This window comes from Lysinibacillus sp. C5.1 (assembly GCF_016350185.1).
GTDB classification, from domain to species: domain Bacteria; phylum Bacillota; class Bacilli; order Bacillales_A; family Planococcaceae; genus Lysinibacillus; species Lysinibacillus sphaericus.
In genome coordinates this window covers 3,575,039-3,597,278 of record NZ_CP066226.1, presented here as the reverse complement: position 1 = coordinate 3,597,278, position 22,240 = coordinate 3,575,039, and the positions used below count along the sequence as shown (strand labels likewise).

General features: G+C 43.0%; 11 protein-coding genes, 36 tRNA genes and 4 rRNA genes. 46 read left to right on the top strand and 5 right to left on the bottom strand.

Annotated elements, in window-relative coordinates:
- Nucleotides 1-159: 159 nt before the first annotated feature.
- The 4 genes from I5435_RS17675 (at nt 160) to I5435_RS17660 (ending at nt 4,978) form a co-directional block, all read left to right on the top strand.
- Nucleotides 160-1,353: an ornithine--oxo-acid transaminase gene (locus tag I5435_RS17675; protein WP_024364886.1), complete on the top strand. Its 1,194-nt coding sequence runs from the start codon at nt 160-162 to the stop codon at nt 1,351-1,353.
- An 82-nt stretch (nt 1,354-1,435) separates the two neighbouring features.
- Nucleotides 1,436-2,680 carry a Glu/Leu/Phe/Val family dehydrogenase gene (locus I5435_RS17670; RefSeq protein WP_024364887.1) on the top strand — a complete coding sequence of 415 codons (1,245 nt, stop codon included), beginning with the start codon at nt 1,436-1,438 and terminating at the stop codon, nt 2,678-2,680.
- A gap of 266 nt (nt 2,681-2,946) precedes the next feature.
- Entirely contained in the window at nt 2,947-4,110 is a 1,164-nt protein-coding gene (locus I5435_RS17665) for an iron-containing alcohol dehydrogenase (RefSeq protein WP_025220375.1), read from the top strand.
- 202 nt (nt 4,111-4,312) lie between these two features.
- Nucleotides 4,313-4,978, top strand: a complete 666-nt coding sequence (locus I5435_RS17660) for a hypothetical protein (RefSeq protein ID WP_337982677.1) — start codon at nt 4,313-4,315, stop codon at nt 4,976-4,978.
- 89 nt (nt 4,979-5,067) lie between these two features.
- Here I5435_RS17660 and I5435_RS17655 read toward each other — a convergent pair whose 3' ends face one another.
- Complete coding sequence (locus I5435_RS17655; protein WP_024364889.1) at nt 5,068-6,051, bottom strand: cation diffusion facilitator family transporter; 984 nt, start codon at nt 6,049-6,051, stop codon at nt 5,068-5,070.
- 12 nt (nt 6,052-6,063) lie between these two features.
- Entirely contained in the window at nt 6,064-6,786 is a 723-nt protein-coding gene (locus tag I5435_RS17650; protein WP_024364890.1) for an MgtC/SapB family protein, read from the bottom strand.
- Nucleotides 6,787-6,917: 131 nt separating this feature from the next.
- Here I5435_RS17650 and I5435_RS17645 point away from each other — a divergent pair, with 131 nt between their 5' ends.
- The 24 genes from I5435_RS17645 (at nt 6,918) to I5435_RS17530 (ending at nt 15,219) form a co-directional block, all read left to right on the top strand.
- Nucleotides 6,918-7,817 carry a DMT family transporter gene (locus I5435_RS17645; protein WP_337982676.1) on the top strand — a complete coding sequence of 300 codons (900 nt, stop codon included), beginning with the start codon at nt 6,918-6,920 and terminating at the stop codon, nt 7,815-7,817.
- Nucleotides 7,818-8,085: 268 nt separating this feature from the next.
- Nucleotides 8,086-9,638 (top strand): 16S ribosomal RNA (locus I5435_RS17640).
- 366 nt (nt 9,639-10,004) lie between these two features.
- A 23S ribosomal RNA gene (locus I5435_RS17635) occupies nt 10,005-12,932 on the top strand.
- 305 nt (nt 12,933-13,237) lie between these two features.
- Nucleotides 13,238-13,353: ribosomal RNA gene (rrf, locus tag I5435_RS17630) — 5S ribosomal RNA — on the top strand.
- The 16S, 23S and 5S rRNA genes sit together here with 20 tRNA genes alongside, the layout of an rRNA operon.
- Before the next feature lie 10 nt (nt 13,354-13,363).
- Nucleotides 13,364-13,439, top strand: a tRNA-Val gene (locus I5435_RS17625).
- A 3-nt stretch (nt 13,440-13,442) separates the two neighbouring features.
- A tRNA-Thr gene (locus tag I5435_RS17620) sits at nt 13,443-13,518 on the top strand.
- Between the two features lie 7 nt (nt 13,519-13,525).
- A tRNA-Lys gene (locus I5435_RS17615) sits at nt 13,526-13,601 on the top strand.
- A gap of 23 nt (nt 13,602-13,624) precedes the next feature.
- Nucleotides 13,625-13,709 (top strand) — tRNA-Leu (locus I5435_RS17610).
- Between the two features lie 48 nt (nt 13,710-13,757).
- Nucleotides 13,758-13,832 (top strand) — tRNA-Gly (locus I5435_RS17605).
- 5 nt (nt 13,833-13,837) lie between these two features.
- A tRNA-Leu gene (locus I5435_RS17600) sits at nt 13,838-13,926 on the top strand.
- 11 nt (nt 13,927-13,937) lie between these two features.
- Nucleotides 13,938-14,014, top strand: a tRNA-Arg gene (locus I5435_RS17595).
- A 9-nt stretch (nt 14,015-14,023) separates the two neighbouring features.
- Nucleotides 14,024-14,100: transfer RNA gene (locus I5435_RS17590), tRNA-Pro, on the top strand.
- Nucleotides 14,101-14,122: 22 nt separating this feature from the next.
- Nucleotides 14,123-14,198: transfer RNA gene (locus I5435_RS17585), tRNA-Ala, on the top strand.
- A 26-nt stretch (nt 14,199-14,224) separates the two neighbouring features.
- Nucleotides 14,225-14,298, top strand: a tRNA-Met gene (locus tag I5435_RS17580).
- 7 nt (nt 14,299-14,305) lie between these two features.
- Nucleotides 14,306-14,382, top strand: a tRNA-Ile gene (locus tag I5435_RS17575).
- Nucleotides 14,383-14,397: 15 nt separating this feature from the next.
- Nucleotides 14,398-14,490: transfer RNA gene (locus I5435_RS17570), tRNA-Ser, on the top strand.
- 54 nt (nt 14,491-14,544) lie between these two features.
- A tRNA-Met gene (locus tag I5435_RS17565) sits at nt 14,545-14,619 on the top strand.
- A gap of 3 nt (nt 14,620-14,622) precedes the next feature.
- A tRNA-Asp gene (locus I5435_RS17560) sits at nt 14,623-14,698 on the top strand.
- A gap of 28 nt (nt 14,699-14,726) precedes the next feature.
- Nucleotides 14,727-14,802 (top strand) — tRNA-Phe (locus I5435_RS17555).
- Between the two features lie 5 nt (nt 14,803-14,807).
- Nucleotides 14,808-14,881, top strand: a tRNA-Gly gene (locus tag I5435_RS17550).
- Nucleotides 14,882-14,883: 2 nt separating this feature from the next.
- A tRNA-Ile gene (locus tag I5435_RS17545) sits at nt 14,884-14,960 on the top strand.
- Between the two features lie 4 nt (nt 14,961-14,964).
- Nucleotides 14,965-15,041 (top strand) — tRNA-Asn (locus I5435_RS17540).
- Nucleotides 15,042-15,054: 13 nt separating this feature from the next.
- Nucleotides 15,055-15,145 (top strand) — tRNA-Ser (locus I5435_RS17535).
- Nucleotides 15,146-15,147: 2 nt separating this feature from the next.
- A tRNA-Glu gene (locus tag I5435_RS17530) sits at nt 15,148-15,219 on the top strand.
- Between the two features lie 99 nt (nt 15,220-15,318).
- On the opposite strand, the gene nadA is transcribed toward I5435_RS17530, so the two are convergent.
- The 3 genes from nadA to nadB are packed head-to-tail and all read right to left on the bottom strand — an operon-like array spanning nt 15,319 to nt 18,812.
- Nucleotides 15,319-16,422 carry a quinolinate synthase NadA gene (gene nadA, locus I5435_RS17525; RefSeq protein WP_337982675.1) on the bottom strand — a complete coding sequence of 368 codons (1,104 nt, stop codon included), beginning with the start codon at nt 16,420-16,422 and terminating at the stop codon, nt 15,319-15,321.
- Nucleotides 16,409-17,269: a carboxylating nicotinate-nucleotide diphosphorylase gene (gene nadC, locus I5435_RS17520; RefSeq protein ID WP_108031405.1), complete on the bottom strand. Its 861-nt coding sequence runs from the start codon at nt 17,267-17,269 to the stop codon at nt 16,409-16,411. The genes nadA and nadC overlap by 14 nt, the downstream gene beginning before the upstream one ends.
- Nucleotides 17,226-18,812: an L-aspartate oxidase gene (gene nadB, locus I5435_RS17515; protein ID WP_108031402.1), complete on the bottom strand. Its 1,587-nt coding sequence runs from the start codon at nt 18,810-18,812 to the stop codon at nt 17,226-17,228. Before nadB ends, nadC begins: the two co-directional genes overlap by 44 nt.
- 99 nt (nt 18,813-18,911) lie before the next feature.
- On the opposite strand from nadB, the gene I5435_RS17510 reads away from it, so the two are divergent.
- From I5435_RS17510 to I5435_RS17425, 18 genes are all read left to right on the top strand, one after another.
- A complete protein-coding gene (locus I5435_RS17510) occupies nt 18,912-19,997 on the top strand; it encodes a cysteine desulfurase family protein (protein WP_108031409.1) in 1,086 nt (361 codons plus the stop codon).
- A 598-nt stretch (nt 19,998-20,595) separates the two neighbouring features.
- Nucleotides 20,596-20,711, top strand: a 5S ribosomal RNA gene (rrf, locus tag I5435_RS17505).
- A gap of 10 nt (nt 20,712-20,721) precedes the next feature.
- Nucleotides 20,722-20,797 (top strand) — tRNA-Val (locus tag I5435_RS17500).
- A gap of 3 nt (nt 20,798-20,800) precedes the next feature.
- Nucleotides 20,801-20,876, top strand: a tRNA-Thr gene (locus I5435_RS17495).
- A 7-nt stretch (nt 20,877-20,883) separates the two neighbouring features.
- Nucleotides 20,884-20,959 (top strand) — tRNA-Lys (locus tag I5435_RS17490).
- 23 nt (nt 20,960-20,982) lie between these two features.
- A tRNA-Leu gene (locus I5435_RS17485) sits at nt 20,983-21,067 on the top strand.
- Nucleotides 21,068-21,115: 48 nt separating this feature from the next.
- A tRNA-Gly gene (locus tag I5435_RS17480) sits at nt 21,116-21,190 on the top strand.
- A gap of 5 nt (nt 21,191-21,195) precedes the next feature.
- A tRNA-Leu gene (locus I5435_RS17475) sits at nt 21,196-21,284 on the top strand.
- Nucleotides 21,285-21,295: 11 nt separating this feature from the next.
- Nucleotides 21,296-21,372 (top strand) — tRNA-Arg (locus tag I5435_RS17470).
- Nucleotides 21,373-21,381: 9 nt separating this feature from the next.
- Nucleotides 21,382-21,458: transfer RNA gene (locus tag I5435_RS17465), tRNA-Pro, on the top strand.
- A gap of 22 nt (nt 21,459-21,480) precedes the next feature.
- Nucleotides 21,481-21,556: transfer RNA gene (locus I5435_RS17460), tRNA-Ala, on the top strand.
- Nucleotides 21,557-21,582: 26 nt separating this feature from the next.
- Nucleotides 21,583-21,656: transfer RNA gene (locus tag I5435_RS17455), tRNA-Met, on the top strand.
- Between the two features lie 7 nt (nt 21,657-21,663).
- Nucleotides 21,664-21,740, top strand: a tRNA-Ile gene (locus I5435_RS17450).
- A 15-nt stretch (nt 21,741-21,755) separates the two neighbouring features.
- Nucleotides 21,756-21,848, top strand: a tRNA-Ser gene (locus I5435_RS17445).
- 54 nt (nt 21,849-21,902) lie between these two features.
- Nucleotides 21,903-21,977: transfer RNA gene (locus I5435_RS17440), tRNA-Met, on the top strand.
- 3 nt (nt 21,978-21,980) lie between these two features.
- Nucleotides 21,981-22,056, top strand: a tRNA-Asp gene (locus I5435_RS17435).
- A gap of 28 nt (nt 22,057-22,084) precedes the next feature.
- Nucleotides 22,085-22,160, top strand: a tRNA-Phe gene (locus I5435_RS17430).
- Between the two features lie 5 nt (nt 22,161-22,165).
- A tRNA-Gly gene (locus I5435_RS17425) sits at nt 22,166-22,239 on the top strand.
- Nucleotide 22,240 lies beyond the last annotated feature (1 nt).

Below are 22,240 nucleotides of genomic sequence, written 5' to 3'. Positions count from 1 at the left end.
TAGCACACCTCGTAGAAAATAAATTCTACGAGGTGCGCGATTTAACCATATGAAGATCAACAAATATTTTTTGTTTCTATTATATAGTCCTTTTTCAGCTCTACTAGGCAGTCTTATCTTTCATAGTTTTTTATTATGAGTTAGTAGGGAGAGTGCTTTATGACAAAATCACAACAAGTTATTGAACAAACACAAAATTATGGTGCTGCAAACTATCATCCACTGCCAATCGTTATTGCAGAGGCTGAAGGTGCTTGGGTTAAAGATCCAGAAGGAAACAAATACTTAGATATGTTATCAGCATATTCTGCAGTAAATCAGGGACATCGTCATCCAAAAATTATTGCTGCATTAAAAGAACAAGCTGATAAAGTAACATTAACTTCTCGTGCATTTTACAGTGAAAACTTAGGTGAATGGTATGAGCTTGTAGGAAAATTAACAAATAAACAAATGGTTTTACCTATGAATACGGGTGCAGAAGCAGTGGAAACTGCATTTAAAGCAGCTCGTCGTTGGGCTTATGATGTAAAAGGTGTTGAAGAAGGCAAAGCAGAACTAATCGCTTGTAATGGAAACTTCCACGGGCGTACGATGCTAGCTGTATCTTTATCGTCTGATGAAGAATATCGCCGCGGTTTTGGACCGATGTTACCTAACATTAAACTTGTGGATTATGGTAATTTAGAAGCGTTAAAAGCTGCAATTACACCAAATACAGCAGCATTTTTACTTGAGCCAATTCAAGGGGAAGCTGGTATCGTTATACCACCAGAAGGTTTCTTAAAAGCAGCTCGTGAACTATGCCGTGAAAACAATGTGTTATTTATTGCAGATGAAATTCAAGCAGGATTAGCTCGTACAGGTAAAATGTTTGCTTGTGATTGGGAAGAAGTAGAGCCCGATATGTACATTTTAGGAAAAGCATTAGGCGGCGGTGTATTCCCAATTTCTTGTGTAGCTGCAAATCGTGATATTTTAGGTGTCTTCAACCCGGGTTCTCATGGTTCAACTTTCGGAGGTAACCCTTTAGCTTGTGCTGTTTCTATCGCATCTATTAAAGTTTTATTAGATGAAAAATTAGCAGAGCGTTCACAAGAACTAGGTGAATATTTCAAAGGGAAATTACGTGAAATTAACAACCCAATCATTAAGGAAGTTCGTGGTCGTGGTTTATTTATCGGTATGGAATTAACAGAGGCAGCGCGTCCATATTGTGAAAAGTTAAAAGAATTAGGCTTATTATGTAAAGAAACACATGATACAGTTATTCGTTTTGCACCACCATTAGTTATTTCTCAAGAAGATTTAGATTGGTCAATTGCTCAAATTGAAAAAGTATTTAAACTTTAACAAAATGTTCACATTTTATTTCGGAAGTGTGTTACAATGATGCCGATATACTATCATTATAAAAACAAAGAGGCGATTTAATATGTCTGAAAACTTAAATCTGTTCACATCAACTCAAGATGTTATTCAAGATGCTCTTAATAAACTAGGCTATGACGAAGCAATGTATGAATTACTGAAAGAACCGCTTCGTATGCTACAAGTACGCATTCCAGTTAAAATGGATGATGGTACGACAAAAGTATTTACTGGTTACCGTGCTCAGCACAATGATGCAGTAGGACCAACAAAAGGTGGCGTGCGTTTCCACCCAGCTGTTTCAGAAGAGGAAGTTAAAGCGCTTTCAATGTGGATGACATTGAAATGTGGAATCGTTGATCTACCATATGGCGGAGGTAAAGGCGGTGTCATCTGTGACCCACGTCAAATGTCAATGGGTGAGATTGAACGTCTAAGCCGTGGTTATGTACGTGCGGTAAGTCAAATCGTGGGACCAACAAAAGATATTCCTGCGCCAGACGTATTTACAAATGCACAAATTATGGCATGGATGATGGATGAATATAGCCGTATGGACGAATTCAACTCTCCAGGGTTCATCACAGGTAAGCCACTTGTACTTGGTGGTTCTCAAGGTCGCGATCGTGCAACTGCTCAAGGTGTAACAATCGTTATTGAAGAAGCTGCGAAAAAACGTGGTATTGATATTAAAGGTGCTCGCGTTGTTATTCAAGGATTTGGTAACGCAGGTAGCTTCTTAGCTAAATTCATGAATGATTTAGGTGCCAAAGTAATTGGTATTTCAGATGCATATGGTGCTCTTCATGATCCTGAAGGTTTAGATATCGACTACTTATTAGATCGTCGTGATAGCTTCGGAACTGTAACAACATTATTCGAAAACACAATTTCAAATAAAGATCTTTTAGAGCTTGATTGTGATATTTTAGTTCCTGCCGCAATTGAAAACCAAATTACTGCTGACAATGCGCATAATATTAAAGCAAACATTGTCGTAGAAGCAGCAAATGGTCCAACGACAGCAGAAGCGACAAAAATTTTAACAGAGCGTGGCATTTTACTTGTACCTGATGTATTAGCATCTGCAGGTGGTGTTACAGTATCTTACTTCGAGTGGGTACAAAATAACCAAGGTTATTACTGGACAGAAGAAGAAGTAGAAGAACGCCTGTACAAAAAAATGGTTGAAGCATTTGAAAATGTTTATACAACAGCCACTACACGTAACATCAATATGCGCTTAGCTGCATATATGGTTGGTGTGCGTCGTACTGCAGAAGCATCACGCTTCCGCGGTTGGGTTTAATCTATCGAAAAGGGTCGTCTCCAATTTGGAGCGACCCTTTTTTGTATAGAATGAAGCTGTGTGCCATTACGAAAGTTAAACTTAACAAAACTTGTTACGACGACTTTTTTGGTTTGTCAGTAGATTACAAGATGAATGAGTTGTGCCTGTGCCTGAAAAAATACATAGGGCATATGTGGATTATTGCGCGCGCGTATAATGGTGCTTAAATCTTTGCTTTCTACTCTAGAAATATGAGAAAATCCAACTAGAAAGGGGCGATTTCCATGAATTCATTTACATTTTATAATCCAGTGAAGTTACATTTTGGTGAAGATGCGTTGGAAAAATTACCGAAAGAATTAGCGCAGTTCGGACAGAAGGTGCTAGTTGTTTATGGCGGAGGTAGCATTAAAAAGAATGGTGTATATAATGCTGTCATTGAGAAATTACAAGAAGCGGGTAAGTCCATTTTTGAATTGAGCGGTGTTGAGCCAAATCCACGTGTAGAGACAGCTCGTCTAGGCATAGAGATTTGTAAAAAAGAAGGGATTGACCTTGTGCTCGCTGTTGGTGGTGGTTCTGTTATTGACTGCTCCAAATTAATAGTAGCCGGGGCAAAATATGACGGGGACGCATGGGATATTGTTAAAAGAAAATTTATTGTGAAAGATGCATTACCGTTAGGAACAGTGTTAACCTTAGCTGCAACAGGCTCTGAAATGAATTCCGGTTCGGTTATTACGAACGCTTCAACGGAAGAAAAATTCAGTTGGGGTAGCCCAGCTGTCTTCCCTAAGTTTTCTATTTTAAATCCAGCATACACAGTGACTGTGCCGAAAAATCATACAGTTTACGGTATAGTGGATATGATGTCCCATGTCTTTGAACAATACTTCCATAATGCGACCAATACACCCATTACTGATGAAATGTGTGAAGGTGTATTACGAACAGTAATTAGCACGGCCCCTAAACTTATCGAAGATTTAGAGAATGTGACATTACGTGAAACGATTTTACTAGCAGGAACAATTGGTTTAAATGGCTTTTTATCAATTGGTTCCCAAGGGGATTGGGCTTCGCACAATATTGAACATGCCGTATCTGCCATTTATGATATCCCGCATGCGGGTGGTTTAGCAATTTTGCAACCACATTGGATGCGTCTAAACGTATCGGTTAATCCTGAGCGCTTTGCGGGTATTGCGACACGTGTCTTTGGTGTTGATGCAACTGGAAAGACAACCGAGGAAGTTGCCCATGAGGGGATTGATCGTCTATCGGCATTTTGGACATCTTTAGGTGCACCTAATCGTTTAGCCGATTATGATATTGACGATGCTAAATTCGATCAAATTGTTGAACATGCCATGGAAAACGGACCTTTTGGCAACTTCAATAAGTTGCAGGAAAAAGATGTACGTACAATTTTACAAAATGCACGTTAGGTTATAGTGTGACAGTAAAAGATGTATCGAAAAGTGAGGTTATCACTTTTGATACATCTTTTTTATTTTACTCATTACATAAAATCAATTACAAACGCCTGTCTATTATTTGGGTTAATTGTCAAAATTGTTCAGAATTTGTTCAGGTAATTTTTTTAAAATGAATGTAATCATTTTTGAATTGACAGGGGATGTAGAGAGAATGTTAAAACAATTGATTGAAAATCATATTACGATGCACTGTGAGAGTCATTTTTTTCAGCCGAATATTTACGAACTGAAAAATTGTATCGAAGTATTAGGAATTGAAGCGACTGCGTTACGAATGGACAATGATCAAATTGCCGCAGGATATGTAGTCGACAATCGTATATTTTTTAAAAGCATGCGATATGGACAAACGACGATCACATTAACTGATGGTCAAAGGGAAGCGATTGTACAACTTTACGTTCGTCCTTCTGGAGAAATAATGCTAGAGGTAACGCCGAATATAGAAGATGCTGAAATCGTGCTAGTATATTATCGAACGATTTTAGCTGAAACGGCGATTGCAATTGATTTAAAAGGGGCTTTGAAACATTATTTAGTAGCGCATAATCTTATGAATGATGAAGATGCCATTACCGAAGTGCATTATAAATCGATGCATCCGAATGTACTAAAAGATTCCTATGCGGGTAATTTTGTTTTAGGGTGTCGTCCAGACGGAGAGCCGTTAACAAATGCTGAAGAATTTGATTTAGCCAATCGTCTGGCTACATTAGAATTCTCAAAAATTATAATTCAACAGGATGGCATACAAAAAATGATCTGTTTAAGAATGCTATTAACTTTTATGATTACGGATTATGTAATTGTCTCATAGAAGGTTAAATGCTTTTGTCAATGATAGAACTTTGTACGTATTCTTATACTAAATAGCCAACTGCCTAACGTTGGCAATTGGCTATTTGTTTATTGTTCTTTTGTAGGACGTTCTCCAACATGTTGCCAATTTAATCTACCATCATCCTCATCAAATAAAATGGCTACTTTTGATACGCCTTTTTGACTTAGAAGTACTTCTGTTAAATGGTCACGTACATCATCTAAATAAGCAAGGGATAAATTCGGGTCTGCTTCTGCCACAAGCTCTACATGTAGAAATTCTCCTTCTTTCATCACTTCTAAACGAACGATATCTTTAATATTTGGGTTATCCATTACAAGGTGAGCAATATGATTCAGCATTTCCTCATCCGTTTCACCGATAACACCACGTGCGTTATCTAGGAATACCTTGCCAACTACATAAAACATCATACAGCCAATAATAATTGACACAAGTCCTTCAATTCTCGCCCAACCAGTAAAATGTGCAATTAAGATGGCGGCAAAGGCTAAAACGTTACCACCAGTAGCTACTAAATCTTCCATAAAAACTAATTTAGTGGCAGGTTTTGCACGTTTTAAATACGTAAATGCTTTTGCAATAGAAGCTAGGCCAGCCTTTTCTTGTCCAGCCTCATGTAGCACCTCGACTGCTGCTTTTGCAAGAACCGTACCTTCTAATACAATCCCAATAAACAACACACCAAGTGCAATAAACATTCCTTTCGATTCACCTGAAGGATGCATAAAATGATGCCAGCCTTCCTTAATCGTCTCATAAGATAGGATGGCTACAATAATTACGGCGAATAAGCATACAAGATTAACAATTCGACCAAAGCCTCCTGGGAATTGCTTTGTAGGTGCTTTTTTCGAAAGGGCGGAGCCGATATAGACGAAAAATTGGTTTGCAGCATCACCAAGGGAATGCATCATTTCGGCAAACATAGCCACATTGCCTGTGAAGAAAAAAGCAATCCCTTTAATGATTCCTAAAAAGGTGTTTACAAATGCAGCCATAAGGGAGGGTTTATTACCGTCTTTTAATAGTTTTAATATTTCTGTCATAGAGTCCTCCAACTAGTTTAAAATTTCCATTTCTATTTTTTCAATATAAGGTAAGGTACGTAATGAACGATAAAACGACAGTAAGTTATCTGAGACAATTAACGATAAACGGAAATCTAATTCGTGTAATACTTGATTATTCGCCATTGGTATATCTTTAATACGAATATTTTCAATTACAATGTTGTTTTCCTTTAAAAAAAGAAGAAATGATTCTGTATGGTCATCATTATCAATCTGAACCTTTAATGATACTTCTCGCATCCGAATTCGTTTTGGTCCAATTTTCATAAGAAAAGGAGATAACACTTCGATGCCAAAAACAATGATAATAACAGCTAGTGTTGCATCCATATAAAAGCCTGCGCCAACAGCAATCCCAATGCCAGCAGCTCCCCAGATCATAGCTGCAGTCGTTAAACCAGAAATGCTATCATTACCGCGTCTTAAAATGACACCTGCCCCAAGAAATCCGATGCCACTAACTACTTGTGCTGCTAAACGAAGGGGATCCATTGTAATGTTTATATCTCCCCTTGGAGGTGTTGAGTATGCAGTCTCGATAGAAATAATAGTTAGTAAGCAACTAAATGTAGCAATCACTAAACTTGTTTTTAATCCAACAGGTTTCTTTTTTAATTCCCTTTCAATACCGATTACTAAACTTAATGTGGCTGCAATCACTAATTTTATTCCAACTTCATATGTAATCATATTCTCCAATAATGTTTCCAAACGCAACCCTCCATTGTTATTTCGTATTGCTAAGAGATATGCAAGCTGTCATTATTATATGTACATTACTTTTTTGTATTGTACATCACGCAAGTAATGAAGTATAAGTTTTTTTTATGGAGGTGGATTCAATGAGTGAACCGAAGATTCATCCATATATTCCAATTTTCATAGGTGTTATATCAGTATCTTTATCTGCTATTTTTGTGAAATTAGCAACTGCGGATGCTGGTGTTATTGCTTTTTATCGTATGTTGTTTTCTGTCATAATTATGGCACCACTATTTTTTTTGAAATATACCAATGAATTAAAACAGCTATCTATTCGTGATTGGTGTTTTTCTTCTATAGCGGGTGTTTTTTTAGCTTTTCACTTTATTTTGTGGTTTGAGTCACTAAATTACACATCTGTTGCAAGCTCAACTGTGCTTGTGACACTTCAACCACTTTTTGCGTTTGTAGGTACATACTTTTTCTTTAAAGAGGCAATTACTGTGAAAACTATTTTCGCGGGGGCTATTGCCATTGTTGGCAGTGTGTTAATAAGCTGGGGTGATTTTAAACTAAGTGGATCTGCTTTCTATGGGGATATGCTTGCATTAATTGCTTGTGCACTTATTACAATATACTTACTATTTGGGCAAGATGTACGAAAGCGATTATCACTTGTGACTTATACAATGATTGTTTACGCAGTAAGTACGATTACATTGTTTTTCTATGTTTTATTAAAGGGGGAATCATTCGGTCCGTATTCGTCTATGGATTGGATGTGGTTTATTTTATTGGCAATTGTCCCTAATTTATTAGGTCATACTTTATTTAATTGGTCTATTAAATATGTTAGTACGAATGTTGTATCAATTGCTATATTATTTGAACCAATTGGAGCGGCCGTATTAGCTTTTATTTTTTTAAAAGAGTATTTAATCGCTACACAAATCATTGGTGGATGCATTGTAATAGCAGGGATTCTACTGTTTGTAGTGGATGATAAAAAGATTTTAAAGTTTTTTAAGAAAAAAGCTTGATTTTTATATTGCTATATTATATATTATTACTTGTCCTTAACAAGAAGGACGACATGAAAAAAGAAATTTAAAAGTTGTTGACTTCTTGTTGAATACAAGTTATGATAATAAAGTCGCTGAAAACAAGCGAAAATAAATGAACCTTGAAAACTGAACAAGCAAAACGTAATCAATATAGTTTTTACTAGCTAACTTCGTTAGTGAACGAAACAAAATTTTGGACATCAAAATTGATGCCAGCAAAACAATTTGAGCTAATCAAATTTCTTTTATGGAGAGTTTGATCCTGGCTCAGGACGAACGCTGGCGGCGTGCCTAATACATGCAAGTCGAGCGAACAGAGAAGGAGCTTGCTCCTTTGACGTTAGCGGCGGACGGGTGAGTAACACGTGGGCAACCTACCCTATAGTTTGGGATAACTCCGGGAAACCGGGGCTAATACCGAATAATCTATTGTCCCTCATGGGACAATACTGAAAGACGGCATCTCGCTGTCGCTATAGGATGGGCCCGCGGCGCATTAGCTAGTTGGTGAGGTAACGGCTCACCAAGGCAACGATGCGTAGCCGACCTGAGAGGGTGATCGGCCACACTGGGACTGAGACACGGCCCAGACTCCTACGGGAGGCAGCAGTAGGGAATCTTCCACAATGGGCGAAAGCCTGATGGAGCAACGCCGCGTGAGTGAAGAAGGATTTCGGTTCGTAAAACTCTGTTGTAAGGGAAGAACAAGTACAGTAGTAACTGGCTGTACCTTGACGGTACCTTATTAGAAAGCCACGGCTAACTACGTGCCAGCAGCCGCGGTAATACGTAGGTGGCAAGCGTTGTCCGGAATTATTGGGCGTAAAGCGCGCGCAGGTGGTTTCTTAAGTCTGATGTGAAAGCCCACGGCTCAACCGTGGAGGGTCATTGGAAACTGGGAGACTTGAGTGCAGAAGAGGATAGTGGAATTCCAAGTGTAGCGGTGAAATGCGTAGAGATTTGGAGGAACACCAGTGGCGAAGGCGACTATCTGGTCTGTAACTGACACTGAGGCGCGAAAGCGTGGGGAGCAAACAGGATTAGATACCCTGGTAGTCCACGCCGTAAACGATGAGTGCTAAGTGTTAGGGGGTTTCCGCCCCTTAGTGCTGCAGCTAACGCATTAAGCACTCCGCCTGGGGAGTACGGTCGCAAGACTGAAACTCAAAGGAATTGACGGGGGCCCGCACAAGCGGTGGAGCATGTGGTTTAATTCGAAGCAACGCGAAGAACCTTACCAGGTCTTGACATCCCGTTGACCACTGTAGAGATATGGTTTTCCCTTCGGGGACAACGGTGACAGGTGGTGCATGGTTGTCGTCAGCTCGTGTCGTGAGATGTTGGGTTAAGTCCCGCAACGAGCGCAACCCTTGATCTTAGTTGCCATCATTTAGTTGGGCACTCTAAGGTGACTGCCGGTGACAAACCGGAGGAAGGTGGGGATGACGTCAAATCATCATGCCCCTTATGACCTGGGCTACACACGTGCTACAATGGACGATACAAACGGTTGCCAACTCGCGAGAGGGAGCTAATCCGATAAAGTCGTTCTCAGTTCGGATTGTAGGCTGCAACTCGCCTACATGAAGCCGGAATCGCTAGTAATCGCGGATCAGCATGCCGCGGTGAATACGTTCCCGGGCCTTGTACACACCGCCCGTCACACCACGAGAGTTTGTAACACCCGAAGTCGGTGAGGTAACCTTTTGGAGCCAGCCGCCGAAGGTGGGATAGATGATTGGGGTGAAGTCGTAACAAGGTAGCCGTATCGGAAGGTGCGGCTGGATCACCTCCTTTCTAAGGATATTTTCGGAATACAAACCTTGGGTTTGTAAGATTACGTTTTGCGTTCAGTTTTGAAGGTTCATCATTACGATGAAATACTTCAAAACTGTGCTCCTGTCGCTACGCTTTCGTCGCAAATTTGCGAAGAAGTAGAAACAGGTAGTGAATTTGTTCTTTGAAAACTGGATAAAACGACATTGAAATTGTAACAAACACATTTATTTTTTTAAGTTTTTTATAGGCTTAATAACGAAATAGGGTTTCAAGACACAAGCAGTTCTAGGAAGTGAACGAGTGAATGAAGGAGCGTACTTACGTACGTGACTGATTGAACGAGAGAAGCTGACAACGAAATGCGCAGTGGATTGGAAGCCGATAGGTTAAGTTATTAAGGGCGCACGGCGAATGCCTTGGCACTAGGAGCCGAAGAAGGACGGCACTAACACCGATATGCTTCGGGGAGCTGTAAGTGAGCTTTGATCCGGAGATTTCCGAATGGGGGAACCCACTACGTTTAATCGCGTAGTATCTTGACGTGAATACATAGCGTCTTGAAGGCAGACCCAGGGAACTGAAACATCTAAGTACCTGGAGGAAGAGAAAGAAAAATCGATTCCCTGAGTAGCGGCGAGCGAAACGGGAAGAGCCCAAACCAAGAGGCTTGCCTCTTGGGGTTGTAGGACACTCTATACGGAGTTACAAAGGAATGAGTTAGATGAAGCGACTTGGAAAGGTCCGCCAGAGCAGGTAAAAGCCCTGTAGTCGAAAGTTCGTTCCCTCCAGAGTGGATCCTGAGTACGGCGGAACACGTGAAATTCCGTCGGAATCCGGGAGGACCATCTCCCAAGGCTAAATACTACCTAGTGACCGATAGTGAACCAGTACCGTGAGGGAAAGGTGAAAAGCACCCCGGAAGGGGAGTGAAAGAGATCCTGAAACCGTGTGCCTACAAGTAGTTAGAGCCCGTTAATGGGTGATAGCGTGCCTTTTGTAGAATGAACCGGCGAGTTACGATTACGTGCGAGGTTAAGCTTTAGAAGGCGGAGCCGCAGCGAAAGCGAGTCTGAATAGGGCGAATTAGTACGTGGTCGTAGACCCGAAACCAGGTGATCTACCCATGTCCAGGGTGAAGGTGAGGTAACACTTACTGGAGGCCCGAACCCACGCACGTTGAAAAGTGCGGGGATGAGGTGTGGGTAGCGGAGAAATTCCAATCGAACTTGGAGATAGCTGGTTCTCTCCGAAATAGCTTTAGGGCTAGCCTCGTGATGAGAATACTGGAGGTAGAGCACTGTTTGGACTAGGGGGCCATCCCGGTTTACCGAATTCAGACAAACTCCGAATGCCAGATATTTATACACGGGAGTCAGACTGCGAGTGATAAGATCCGTAGTCAAAAGGGAAACAGCCCAGACCACCAGCTAAGGTCCCAAAGTAATCGTTAAGTGGAAAAGGATGTGGCGTTGCACAGACAACCAGGATGTTGGCTTAGAAGCAGCCATCATTTAAAGAGTGCGTAATAGCTCACTGGTCGAGTGACGCTGCGCCGAAAATGTATCGGGGCTAAACGATTCACCGAAGCTGTGGATTGACATCTACGATGTCAGTGGTAGGAGAGCGTTCTAAGTGCGTTGAAGTCAGACCGGAAGGACTGGTGGAGCGCTTAGAAGTGAGAATGCCGGTATGAGTAGCGAAAGACGGGTGAGAATCCCGTCCACCGTATGACTAAGGTTTCCTGAGGAAGGCTCGTCCGCTCAGGGTTAGTCGGGACCTAAGCCGAGGCCGATAGGCGTAGGCGATGGACAACAGGTTGATATTCCTGTACCACCTCCTCACCGTTTGAGAAATGGGGGGACGCAGTAGGATAGGGTAAGCGCGCCGTTGGTTGTGCGCGTCCAAGCAGTAAGGCGTGTGTGTAGGCAAATCCGCACACTGTAACGTTGAGCTGTGATGGCGAGTCCGTATGGACGAAGTTCCTGATTTCACACTGCCAAGAAAAGCCTCTATCGAGGTGAGAGGTGCCCGTACCGCAAACCGACACAGGTAGTCGAGGAGAGAATCCTAAGGTGTGCGAGAGAACTCTCGTTAAGGAACTCGGCAAAATGACCCCGTAACTTCGGGAGAAGGGGTGCTCTTGAGCGTGCAAGCGCATGAGAGCCGCAGTGAATAGGCCCAGGCGACTGTTTAGCAAAAACACAGGTCTCTGCAAAACCGTAAGGTGACGTATAGGGGCTGACGCCTGCCCGGTGCTGGAAGGTTAAGAGGAGTGGTTAGCGCAAGCGAAGCTGCGAATTGAAGCCCCAGTAAACGGCGGCCGTAACTATAACGGTCCTAAGGTAGCGAAATTCCTTGTCGGGTAAGTTCCGACCCGCACGAAAGGCGTAACGATCTGGGCACTGTCTCAACGAGAGACTCGGTGAAATTATAGTACCTGTGAAGATGCAGGTTACCCGCGACAGGACGGAAAGACCCCGTGGAGCTTTACTGTAGCCTGATATTGAATTTTGGTACAACTTGTACAGGATAGGTAGGAGCCAGAGATCTCGGAGCGCCAGCTTCGAAGGAGGCGTCGGTGGGATACTACCCTGGTTGTATTGAAATTCTAACCCATGCCCCTTAGCGGGGCAGGAGACAGTGTCAGGCGGACAGTTTGACTGGGGCGGTCGCCTCCTAAAAGGTAACGGAGGCGCCCAAAGGTTCCCTCAGAATGGTTGGAAATCATTCGTAGAGTGTAAAGGCACAAGGGAGCTTGACTGCGAGACCTACAAGTCGAGCAGGGTCGAAAGACGGGCTTAGTGATCCGGTGGTTCCGCATGGAAGGGCCATCGCTCAACGGATAAAAGCTACCCCGGGGATAACAGGCTTATCTCCCCCAAGAGTCCACATCGACGGGGAGGTTTGGCACCTCGATGTCGGCTCATCGCATCCTGGGGCTGTAGTCGGTCCCAAGGGTTGGGCTGTTCGCCCATTAAAGCGGTACGCGAGCTGGGTTCAGAACGTCGTGAGACAGTTCGGTCCCTATCCGTCGTGGGCGTAGGAAATTTGAGAGGAGCTGTCCTTAGTACGAGAGGACCGGGATGGACACACCGCTGGTGTACCAGTTGTCTTGCCAAAGGCATCGCTGGGTAGCTATGTGTGGACGGGATAAGTGCTGAAAGCATCTAAGCATGAAGCCCCCCTCAAGATGAGATTTCCCATTACGCAAGTAAGTAAGATCCCTCAAAGACGATGAGGTAGATAGGTTCGAGGTGGAAGTGTGGTGACACATGGAGCTGACGAATACTAATCGATCGAGGACTTAACCAAAAGTTTGAAACATTCAATGCACCGTTTATCCAGTTTTGAAAGAACAATCTTTCATAAAAGGGTTTCAAGATACGAGTAGTTCCCGGAAGCGATTGAGAGAAGGAAGGAGCGTACGTCTGTACGTGACTGACTGAACGAATGAAGCTGACAAAGAAATACGATGTATATTGAAAGCCGTGAGAGCTTCAAGACACAAGTAGAACAAGGAAGCAAACGAGTGATTGAAGGAGCGTACCTTTGTACGTGAGTGATTGAACGAGAGAAGCTGACGCAGTAATACGCCGTGTAATGGAGGTCGAATATAGTCTAGTGATGATGGCAAAGAGGTCACACCCGTTCCCATACCGAACACGGAAGTTAAGCTCTTTAGCGCCGATGGTAGTTGGGGGCTTCCCCCTGCGAGAGTAGGACGTCGCTAGGCATAATACCCAGGAGGATTAGCTCAGCTGGGAGAGCATCTGCCTTACAAGCAGAGGGTCGGCGGTTCGAGCCCGTCATCCTCCACCATATGCCGGTTTAGCTCAGCAGGTAGAGCAACTGACTTGTAATCAGTAGGTCGTGGGTTCGATTCCTATAGCCGGCACCATTTTTTCGAGCCATTAGCTCAGTTGGTAGAGCATCTGACTTTTAATCAGAGGGTCGAAGGTTCGAGTCCTTCATGGCTCACCATTTTTAATTGCCAACAATAAATTGCGGGTGTGGCGGAATTGGCAGACGCACTAGACTTAGGATCTAGCGCCGCGAGGCGTGGGGGTTCGACTCCCTTCACCCGCACCATTTTATTTGAATTTATATAATTGCCAGGATAAATAATCTTATGCACATGCGGAAGTAGTTCAGTGGTAGAACACCACCTTGCCAAGGTGGGGGTCGCGAGTTCGAACCTCGTCTTCCGCTCCAAATGTGCCGGGGTGGCGGAACTGGCAGACGCACAGGACTTAAAATCCTGCGGTAGGTGACTACCGTGCCGGTTCGATTCCGGCCCTCGGCACCATTTTTTATCAAGCGCCCGTAGCTCAATTGGATAGAGCGTCTGACTACGGATCAGAAGGTTGTGGGTTCGACTCCTGCCGGGCGCGCCAATAAATAAACGGGAAGTAGCTCAGCTTGGTAGAGCACTTGGTTTGGGACCAAGGGGTCGCAGGTTCGAATCCTGTCTTCCCGACCATTTCCAAAAAACTGTAATTTATGGGGCCTTAGCTCAGCTGGGAGAGCGCCTGCCTTGCACGCAGGAGGTCAGCGGTTCGATCCCGCTAGGCTCCACCATAATTTATAACCAGTATAAAGATCCTGGCGGCGTAGCTCAGCTGGCTAGAGCGTACGGTTCATACCCGTAAGGTCGGGGGTTCGATCCCCTCTGCCGCCATCTTAAAGGACCTTTAGCTCAGTTGGTTAGAGCAGACGGCTCATAACCGTCCGGTCGCAGGTTCGAGTCCTGCAAGGTCCACCATTTATATAATAGTACGGAGGTATACCCAAGTCTGGCTGAAGGGATCGGTCTTGAAAACCGACAGGCGGGTAACACCGCGCGGGGGTTCGAATCCCTCTACCTCCTCCAGTTTTAATTTTAGTAAATGGTGTACAAAAAACTCGAAGTGAATAAACATATTATCGCGGGGTGGAGCAGTGGTAGCTCGTCGGGCTCATAACCCGAAGGTCGTTGGTTCAAATCCAGCCCCCGCAACCAAATGGTCCCGTGGTGTAGCGGTTAACATGCCTGCCTGTCACGCAGGAGATCGCCGGTTCGATCCCGGTCGGGACCGCCATTTTAAAATAGGTTCAGTAAAAGTATATGGGTCAGTAGCTCAGTTGGTAGAGCATTAGATTGAAGCTCTAAGTGTCGGCGGTTCGATTCCGTCCTGACCCACCATATACGCGGGTGTAGTTTAATGGTAAAACCTCAGCCTTCCAAGCTGATGTCGTGAGTTCGATTCTCATCACCCGCTCCAATGGGCCTATAGCTCAGCTGGTTAGAGCGCACGCCTGATAAGCGTGAGGTCGATGGTTCGAGTCCATTTAGGCCCACCATTATTCCGAAGTAGCTCAGTTGGTAGTAGCACCTGACTGTTAATCAGGTTGTCGCAGGTTCGAGTCCTGCCTTCGGAGCCATTTTTTTATTTATGGGGAAGTACTCAAGAGGCTGAAGAGGCGCCCCTGCTAAGGGTGTAGGTCGGGTAACCGGCGCGAGGGTTCAAATCCCTCCTTCTCCGCCATTGGCCCCTTGGTCAAGCGGTTAAGACACCGCCCTTTCACGGCGGTAACACGGGTTCGAATCCCGTAGGGGTCATACTAAAACACAGTCGATATGAGCAATCATATCGACTGTGTTTTTTTGTCTAGATCATTTTAAAAATCGTCTACCGATTTAACGGTAGACGATTTTTTGTTAACTACGTGATAGCATTCTTTCAAGAGAGCTACGAGCTTCTTCAGCCGTTGACGCATCCACTTGAATGCGATTATGTGGCTTACCTTGGTCAATACTTTCAAGTGACCAAAGTAGATGTGGAAGGTCGATTCGATTCATTGTAAGACAAGGGCAAAAGTTTTCGTTTAAAGAGATTATATTTTTATCAGGATGTTGTTGAATAATGCGATTTACTAGATTCATTTCTGTTCCGATTGCCCACGCCGAGCCGCTTGGGGCGTTATTAATCGTATCGAGAATATATTTTGTAGAGCCTGCATCATCTGCAGCAGCAACTACTTCACGGCTACATTCAGGATGAACAATAATGCGCATATTTGGATATGTTTGACGAACCTTAGCAGTATGTTGTACTGTAAAACCTTCATGCACCGAACAGTGTCCTTTCCACAATATGACTTTGATATTTTCTGGAGATTGGTCTGTTTCAAGTGTATTTGTATGAGGGTTCCAAACCGCCATACTTTCTAGTGGAACACCTAAGTCAAAAGCAGTGTTTCTGCCCAAATGCTGATCTGGTAAAAATAAAATACGCTGCTTTTGTGAAAAAGCCCATGTTACCATTTCTTTAGCATTAGAGGAGGTTACGCAAGCCCCACCGTGACGTCCCGTAAATGCTTTAATGGCTGCAGTCGAATTTACATATGTTAACGGCAATATTGTATTACCAAAAAGTTGTTGTAAAATAGGCCAAGCCTGCTCTGTTTGATAAATATCAGCCATATCTGCCATGGAACAACCTGCACGCATATCAGGTAAGTAAACATGTTGTTTTTCAGTCGTGAGCATATCAGCTGTCTCTGCCATAAAATGTACTCCACAAAAAACGATATGTTCTGCTTCTGTATTAGCAGCAGAAATTTGAGCAAGCTGTAAGGAATCTCCTGTGGCATCAGCAAATTGAATCACTTCATCTTTTTGATAATGATGTCCAGGAATAAAAAGCTTCTTACCTAGTTTCTTTTTAATAGCTAAAATTCGAGACTCCATTTCGGTCGTTGATAATGTGCGGTAATGCTCAGGAAGTAATGAAGTTTGTTGTAGTAGACTAGTGATGGACAAGTGTATGCTCTCCTTTCATTTGTACAAGTGCACTTATATCAAAGGCTTTTACTGAATGCGTTAGTGCACCCAGTGAAATCCACTGAATACCTGACTTTGCATAAACATGTAAATTTTCTAATGTAATGCCACCAGAAGCTTCAGTGGCAATATGTGTTGGAACGTATTGAATCCAAGCTGCTATTTCTTCAGGCGTACAATTATCGAACATAATAATGTCTGCACCTGCGGCAATGGCTTCATCTAACTGGGCTTTTGTTTCAATCTCTACTTCGATTTTTACTGTATGCCCAATTTTTTTACGAGCGGTTTGTACGGCTTCTGTAATACTACCAGCAAAAGCAATATGATTATCCTTAAGCATAATCGCATCGTATAAGCCACTTCGATGATTATAGGCACCACCTATACGTACAGCATATTTATCAAGCATCCTTAAGCCAGGAATCGTTTTGCGTGTATCGCAAATTTTCGCAGAAGTTCCTGCTGTTTCCTGAACAGCTCTATTGGCTGCTGTGGCGATGGCGGACATGCGCTGAATAAGATTTAAAATCACTCGTTCTCCTATCAATAATTTCTGTAGAGGTCCTTTAATAACTGCAAGAATATCACCATATTTCACGGCATCACCGTCATTTTTATGCATTGTGATCTGCATGGAAGAATCGAGTAACCGAAAACCATGTTCGATAATAGGTGTTCCGCAAAAAATACCACTATCTTTTGCATAAAAGGAAAAGGAACCGGTTTGCTCGATTGAAAAGATAAGTTCGCTTGATAAATCCCCATCTCCTATATCTTCATTAAAAAATTGCTTGAGCATTTCCTCGAGTTTGATGATATTCATACATTGAATTCCTCACTTTCATTTGTCCTTGTTGAAAAATAATCCAGCGCTGTGCCCAGTCTGTTTCACTGTTAGGCGTATCGTTGCGAATATGAGCGCCACGAGTTTCTGTTCGTGTAAGAGCCGCATGCCCCATCAGCGAAGCAACAATATGCATCATGTAGAGTTCAAGGTGCTGTGCATTGAAATTCATCACATTCACTTGAAGTAAATCTTGTAATGAAGGCAATTGCTCTACAAAAAGTTGCATATCGATAGGGTTTCGCACGATGCCTAATGTATGCATCATTGCTTGTTGTAATTGCTCTTTCGGTAATAATGGGGGCATCGACTGTTGATATTTTGCAGCAGCAAGCGTGAAATTCGTTTGGTTGCAACCAGTTTGTATGATATATTGAGCCATCTTTTGGCCGAATGTGATGCCTTCCAGTAATGAATTGCTTGCTAAACGATTTGCACCATGAACGCCCGTACAAGCAACTTCGCCGACAGCATATAGGTTTGCAATCGTAGTTCTTCCCATGTCATCAGCTATAACGCCGCCCATTAAGAAATGACTTCCTGGTGCTACAGGGATTAGGCCATTTTGTAAATCAATACCGTTGTCAATGCAAAGTTTTGTAATCGTAGGGAATTTCTCTTCAAAGTGCTGAATGTTTGTAATATCAATAAATGTTTCTTGCCCAGATGCGCGCTTTGTATATAATGTGTGGGCAGTAACATGACGTGGTGCTAAATCTAGCAGTGGATGTACACCTGTCATAATAGGTTCACGCTGTGCATTAACAAAAATACCTCCAGCGCCTCGAACAGCTTCAGAAACCAATCCTTTAGCCTCGCCATCACACCATAATAAACTTGGATGAAATTGCATAAATTCCATATCACTGATGGCAGCGCCTGCGCGATATGCTAATGCAATACCATCTCCCGTATTCGTTGCATAGTTAGAAGTGCTTGGATAAAGAGCACCTGCACCACCTGTAGCAAGAATGACATGATGGGCAAAGTAACGTTTTAATCCTTCTTCACCCTTTGTCATGACGCCAATACACGCGCCATTGCTGTTTAACATCAATTCAAAAGCCAATTCATTGCAATGAATAGAAATATTTGGCGGTAGGTGTTTAAGTAAGTAATCAATCAATATTTGACCAGTCCTATCGCCCCCAGCATGTAAAATACGATGATGACTATGGGCTCCTTCTAAGCCAAGTGCCGGTTCACCGGTTTCTTGCCGATCGATGGGCAATCCCTCTAAGAGAAATTGCCTCATAATGGTAGAACCATCTTTTATAAGTGTTTCAACAAATTTTTTCTCGTGATGGCATTCACCGGCAGCTAATGTATCAGCAATATGCAAATTTGTATGATCTTCAGGACTAGTAACGGCAGCTATGCCTCCTTGTGCACGATAAGAGCTACTCATTTTAACAGAGGATTTCGTAACAATCTGTACTTGAAAATACTGTCCAAGTAGTCGTGCTGCTTGAAGTGATGCAATGCCACTACCAATAATGAGTATGTCTGTCTTTACATCCATAGGTCTACCTTCTTTACAGTTGTCTTGACACATATCTTTACATAAAATAAAAAGGAAAACAAGACTTGATGACTAGAAAGGGAGAATTAGATGATTTACATGGATTATGCAGCAACATCTCCAATGTCGAATAAAGCACTTGAAGCTTATTGTGAAGTGGCAAAACGTTATTATGGAAATAGTGCAAGTTTGCATGATTTAGGAGGACAAGCAAATTACTTTGTAGAACAGGCGAGAGCTATCGTAGCAAGAAAACTCGGCGTTAAAAGTGATGGGATTATTTTTACTGGAAGCGGAACAGAAGGGAATTTACTATCGATTTTATCACTGGCTTTAGCTTCAAAAAAAGGCAAGCATATAATTTCATCGCAAGCTGAGCATACGTCTGTCCATGCAGCATTGAATACACTTGAGAAAATGGGTTATTCCGTTACAAAATTACCTTTACAACTGGATGGGTGTATTCAAGTCAATCAGGTACGAGAGGCTATAAAAGAGGATACAGCATTAATAACAATTCAACATGTAAATTCTGAAATAGGCTCTATCCAACCAGTGGAAGAAATTGCTTTAATAGCAAACAGTCAAAATATATTTTTTCATGTAGATTGTGTACAGTCCTTTTGTAAGCTACCAACTACTTCTTTTGGTGCAAATGTAGATGCAATTACCATTTCTGCCCATAAAATAGGAGGGCCAAAAGGATGTGGGGCAATATTTGTAAATCCTCAAATTCGAGTGCCGTCTTTAACACCCGGCGTAACACATGAACGTGGTTTACGTGGTGGAACATTAGATACACCTGCCATTGTGGCTTTTGCGACAGCCATTGAAAACTATCATTTTGAGCGTCAACATTATGAATTGTTGCGTCAATATCTACAAAGCCATTTACCACCAGCTTGTCGATTAATTGAGTGTGTGAGGCAACTACCTAATATATGTGGTTTGATGATGGACAAAGTGGAAGGGCAATACGTGTTACTCAAATTAAACGAAGCCGGTATTTGTATTTCAACTGGTAGTGCTTGTGATATACACAGTGAATCTGGCACAAAAGCAATTATATCAATGGGTTATACAATGGAGGAAGCACGACAGTTTTTTAGAATATCATTTGGACCAACAACAACATTTGAAGAAATTGATCAATTAACCTTTGCATTGTCTAACATTCTAAAATAAATTAGGTATTGAAAAAAGCCTTTAATTTTTCTGATAAATCACTTCCTGTAAAAATTAAAGGCTTCTTTGTTCTAATAAATTGCTTCTTGACGTTACTAGTAAGCATGGGCTTTAAGTGATAACTGCAAAAGCCATCTATAATTTTATTGTTGCAAAGGCGTAAAAGCTACCTCTCCCATAGCGATGCAAACGAGCACACCATTAAAGAAACAGTAGTAGCGTTCGTTAAAAATATACATCTCTTTGTCGACAATTTAACTATTTTATTGATTTGTGTAAATAAAATGTTTTCTTTTGGAAAAACAATTGCTATAATGGTTAGTAGAGCGATAAATTCTCTCACATAACAAAAATATCTTTAAAAAGTAATAATTTCTTTTTTTTTATAAAAAAGTGTTGCATTCTCTAGATAAACGTTATACAATAATTCTTGTCTTGAAGGACAGGTAAACAACTTCAAAACGAAATACATAAGAGTTTCGAGATAAAAGCTATTCGCAAAAGCGGTTGAGAGAAGGAAGAAGCTTACTCTAGTACGCAACTGACCAAACGCATAAAGCTAATGCAGTAATACTTTGTATTGAAAGTCGAAATATAGTCTAGTGATGATGGCAAAGAGGTCACACCCGTTCCCATACCGAACACGGAAGTTAAGCTCTTTAGCGCCGATGGTAGTTGGGGGCTTCCCCCTGTGAGAGTAGGACGTCGCTAGGCATAATACCCAGGAGGATTAGCTCAGCTGGGAGAGCATCTGCCTTACAAGCAGAGGGTCGGCGGTTCGAGCCCGTCATCCTCCACCATATGCCGGTTTAGCTCAGCAGGTAGAGCAACTGACTTGTAATCAGTAGGTCGTGGGTTCGATTCCTATAGCCGGCACCATTTTTTTGAGCCATTAGCTCAGTTGGTAGAGCATCTGACTTTTAATCAGAGGGTCGAAGGTTCGAGTCCTTCATGGCTCACCATTTTTAATTGCCAACAATAAAATGCGGGTGTGGCGGAATTGGCAGACGCACTAGACTTAGGATCTAGCGCCGCGAGGCGTGGGGGTTCGACTCCCTTCACCCGCACCATTTTATTTGAATTTATATAATTGCCAGGATAAATAATCTTATGCACATGCGGAAGTAGTTCAGTGGTAGAACACCACCTTGCCAAGGTGGGGGTCGCGAGTTCGAACCTCGTCTTCCGCTCCAAATGTGCCGGGGTGGCGGAACTGGCAGACGCACAGGACTTAAAATCCTGCGGTAGGTGACTACCGTGCCGGTTCGATTCCGGCCCTCGGCACCATTTTTTATCAAGCGCCCGTAGCTCAATTGGATAGAGCGTCTGACTACGGATCAGAAGGTTGTGGGTTCGACTCCTGCCGGGCGCGCCAATAAATGAACGGGAAGTAGCTCAGCTTGGTAGAGCACTTGGTTTGGGACCAAGGGGTCGCAGGTTCGAATCCTGTCTTCCCGACCATTTCCAAAAATCTGTAATTTATGGGGCCTTAGCTCAGCTGGGAGAGCGCCTGCCTTGCACGCAGGAGGTCAGCGGTTCGATCCCGCTAGGCTCCACCATAATTTATAACCAGTATAAAGATCCTGGCGGCGTAGCTCAGCTGGCTAGAGCGTACGGTTCATACCCGTAAGGTCGGGGGTTCGATCCCCTCTGCCGCCATCTTAAAGGACCTTTAGCTCAGTTGGTTAGAGCAGACGGCTCATAACCGTCCGGTCGCAGGTTCGAGTCCTGCAAGGTCCACCATTTATATAATAGTACGGAGGTATACCCAAGTCTGGCTGAAGGGATCGGTCTTGAAAACCGACAGGCGGGTAACACCGCGCGGGGGTTCGAATCCCTCTACCTCCTCCAGTTTTAATTTTAGTAAATGGTGTACAAAAAACTCGAAGTGAATAAACATATTATCGCGGGGTGGAGCAGTGGTAGCTCGTCGGGCTCATAACCCGAAGGTCGTTGGTTCAAATCCAGCCCCCGCAACCAAATGGTCCCGTGGTGTAGCGGTTAACATGCCTGCCTGTCACGCAGGAGATCGCCGGTTCGATCCCGGTCGGGACCGCCATTTTAAAATAGGTTCAGTAAAAGTATATGGGTCAGTAGCTCAGTTGGTAGAGCATTAGATTGAAGCTCTAAGTGTCGGCGGTTCGATTCCGTCCTGACCCACCATATACGCGGGTGTAGTTTAATGGTAAAACCTCAGCCTTCCAAGCTGATGTCGTGGGTTCGATTCCCATCACCCGCTCCAA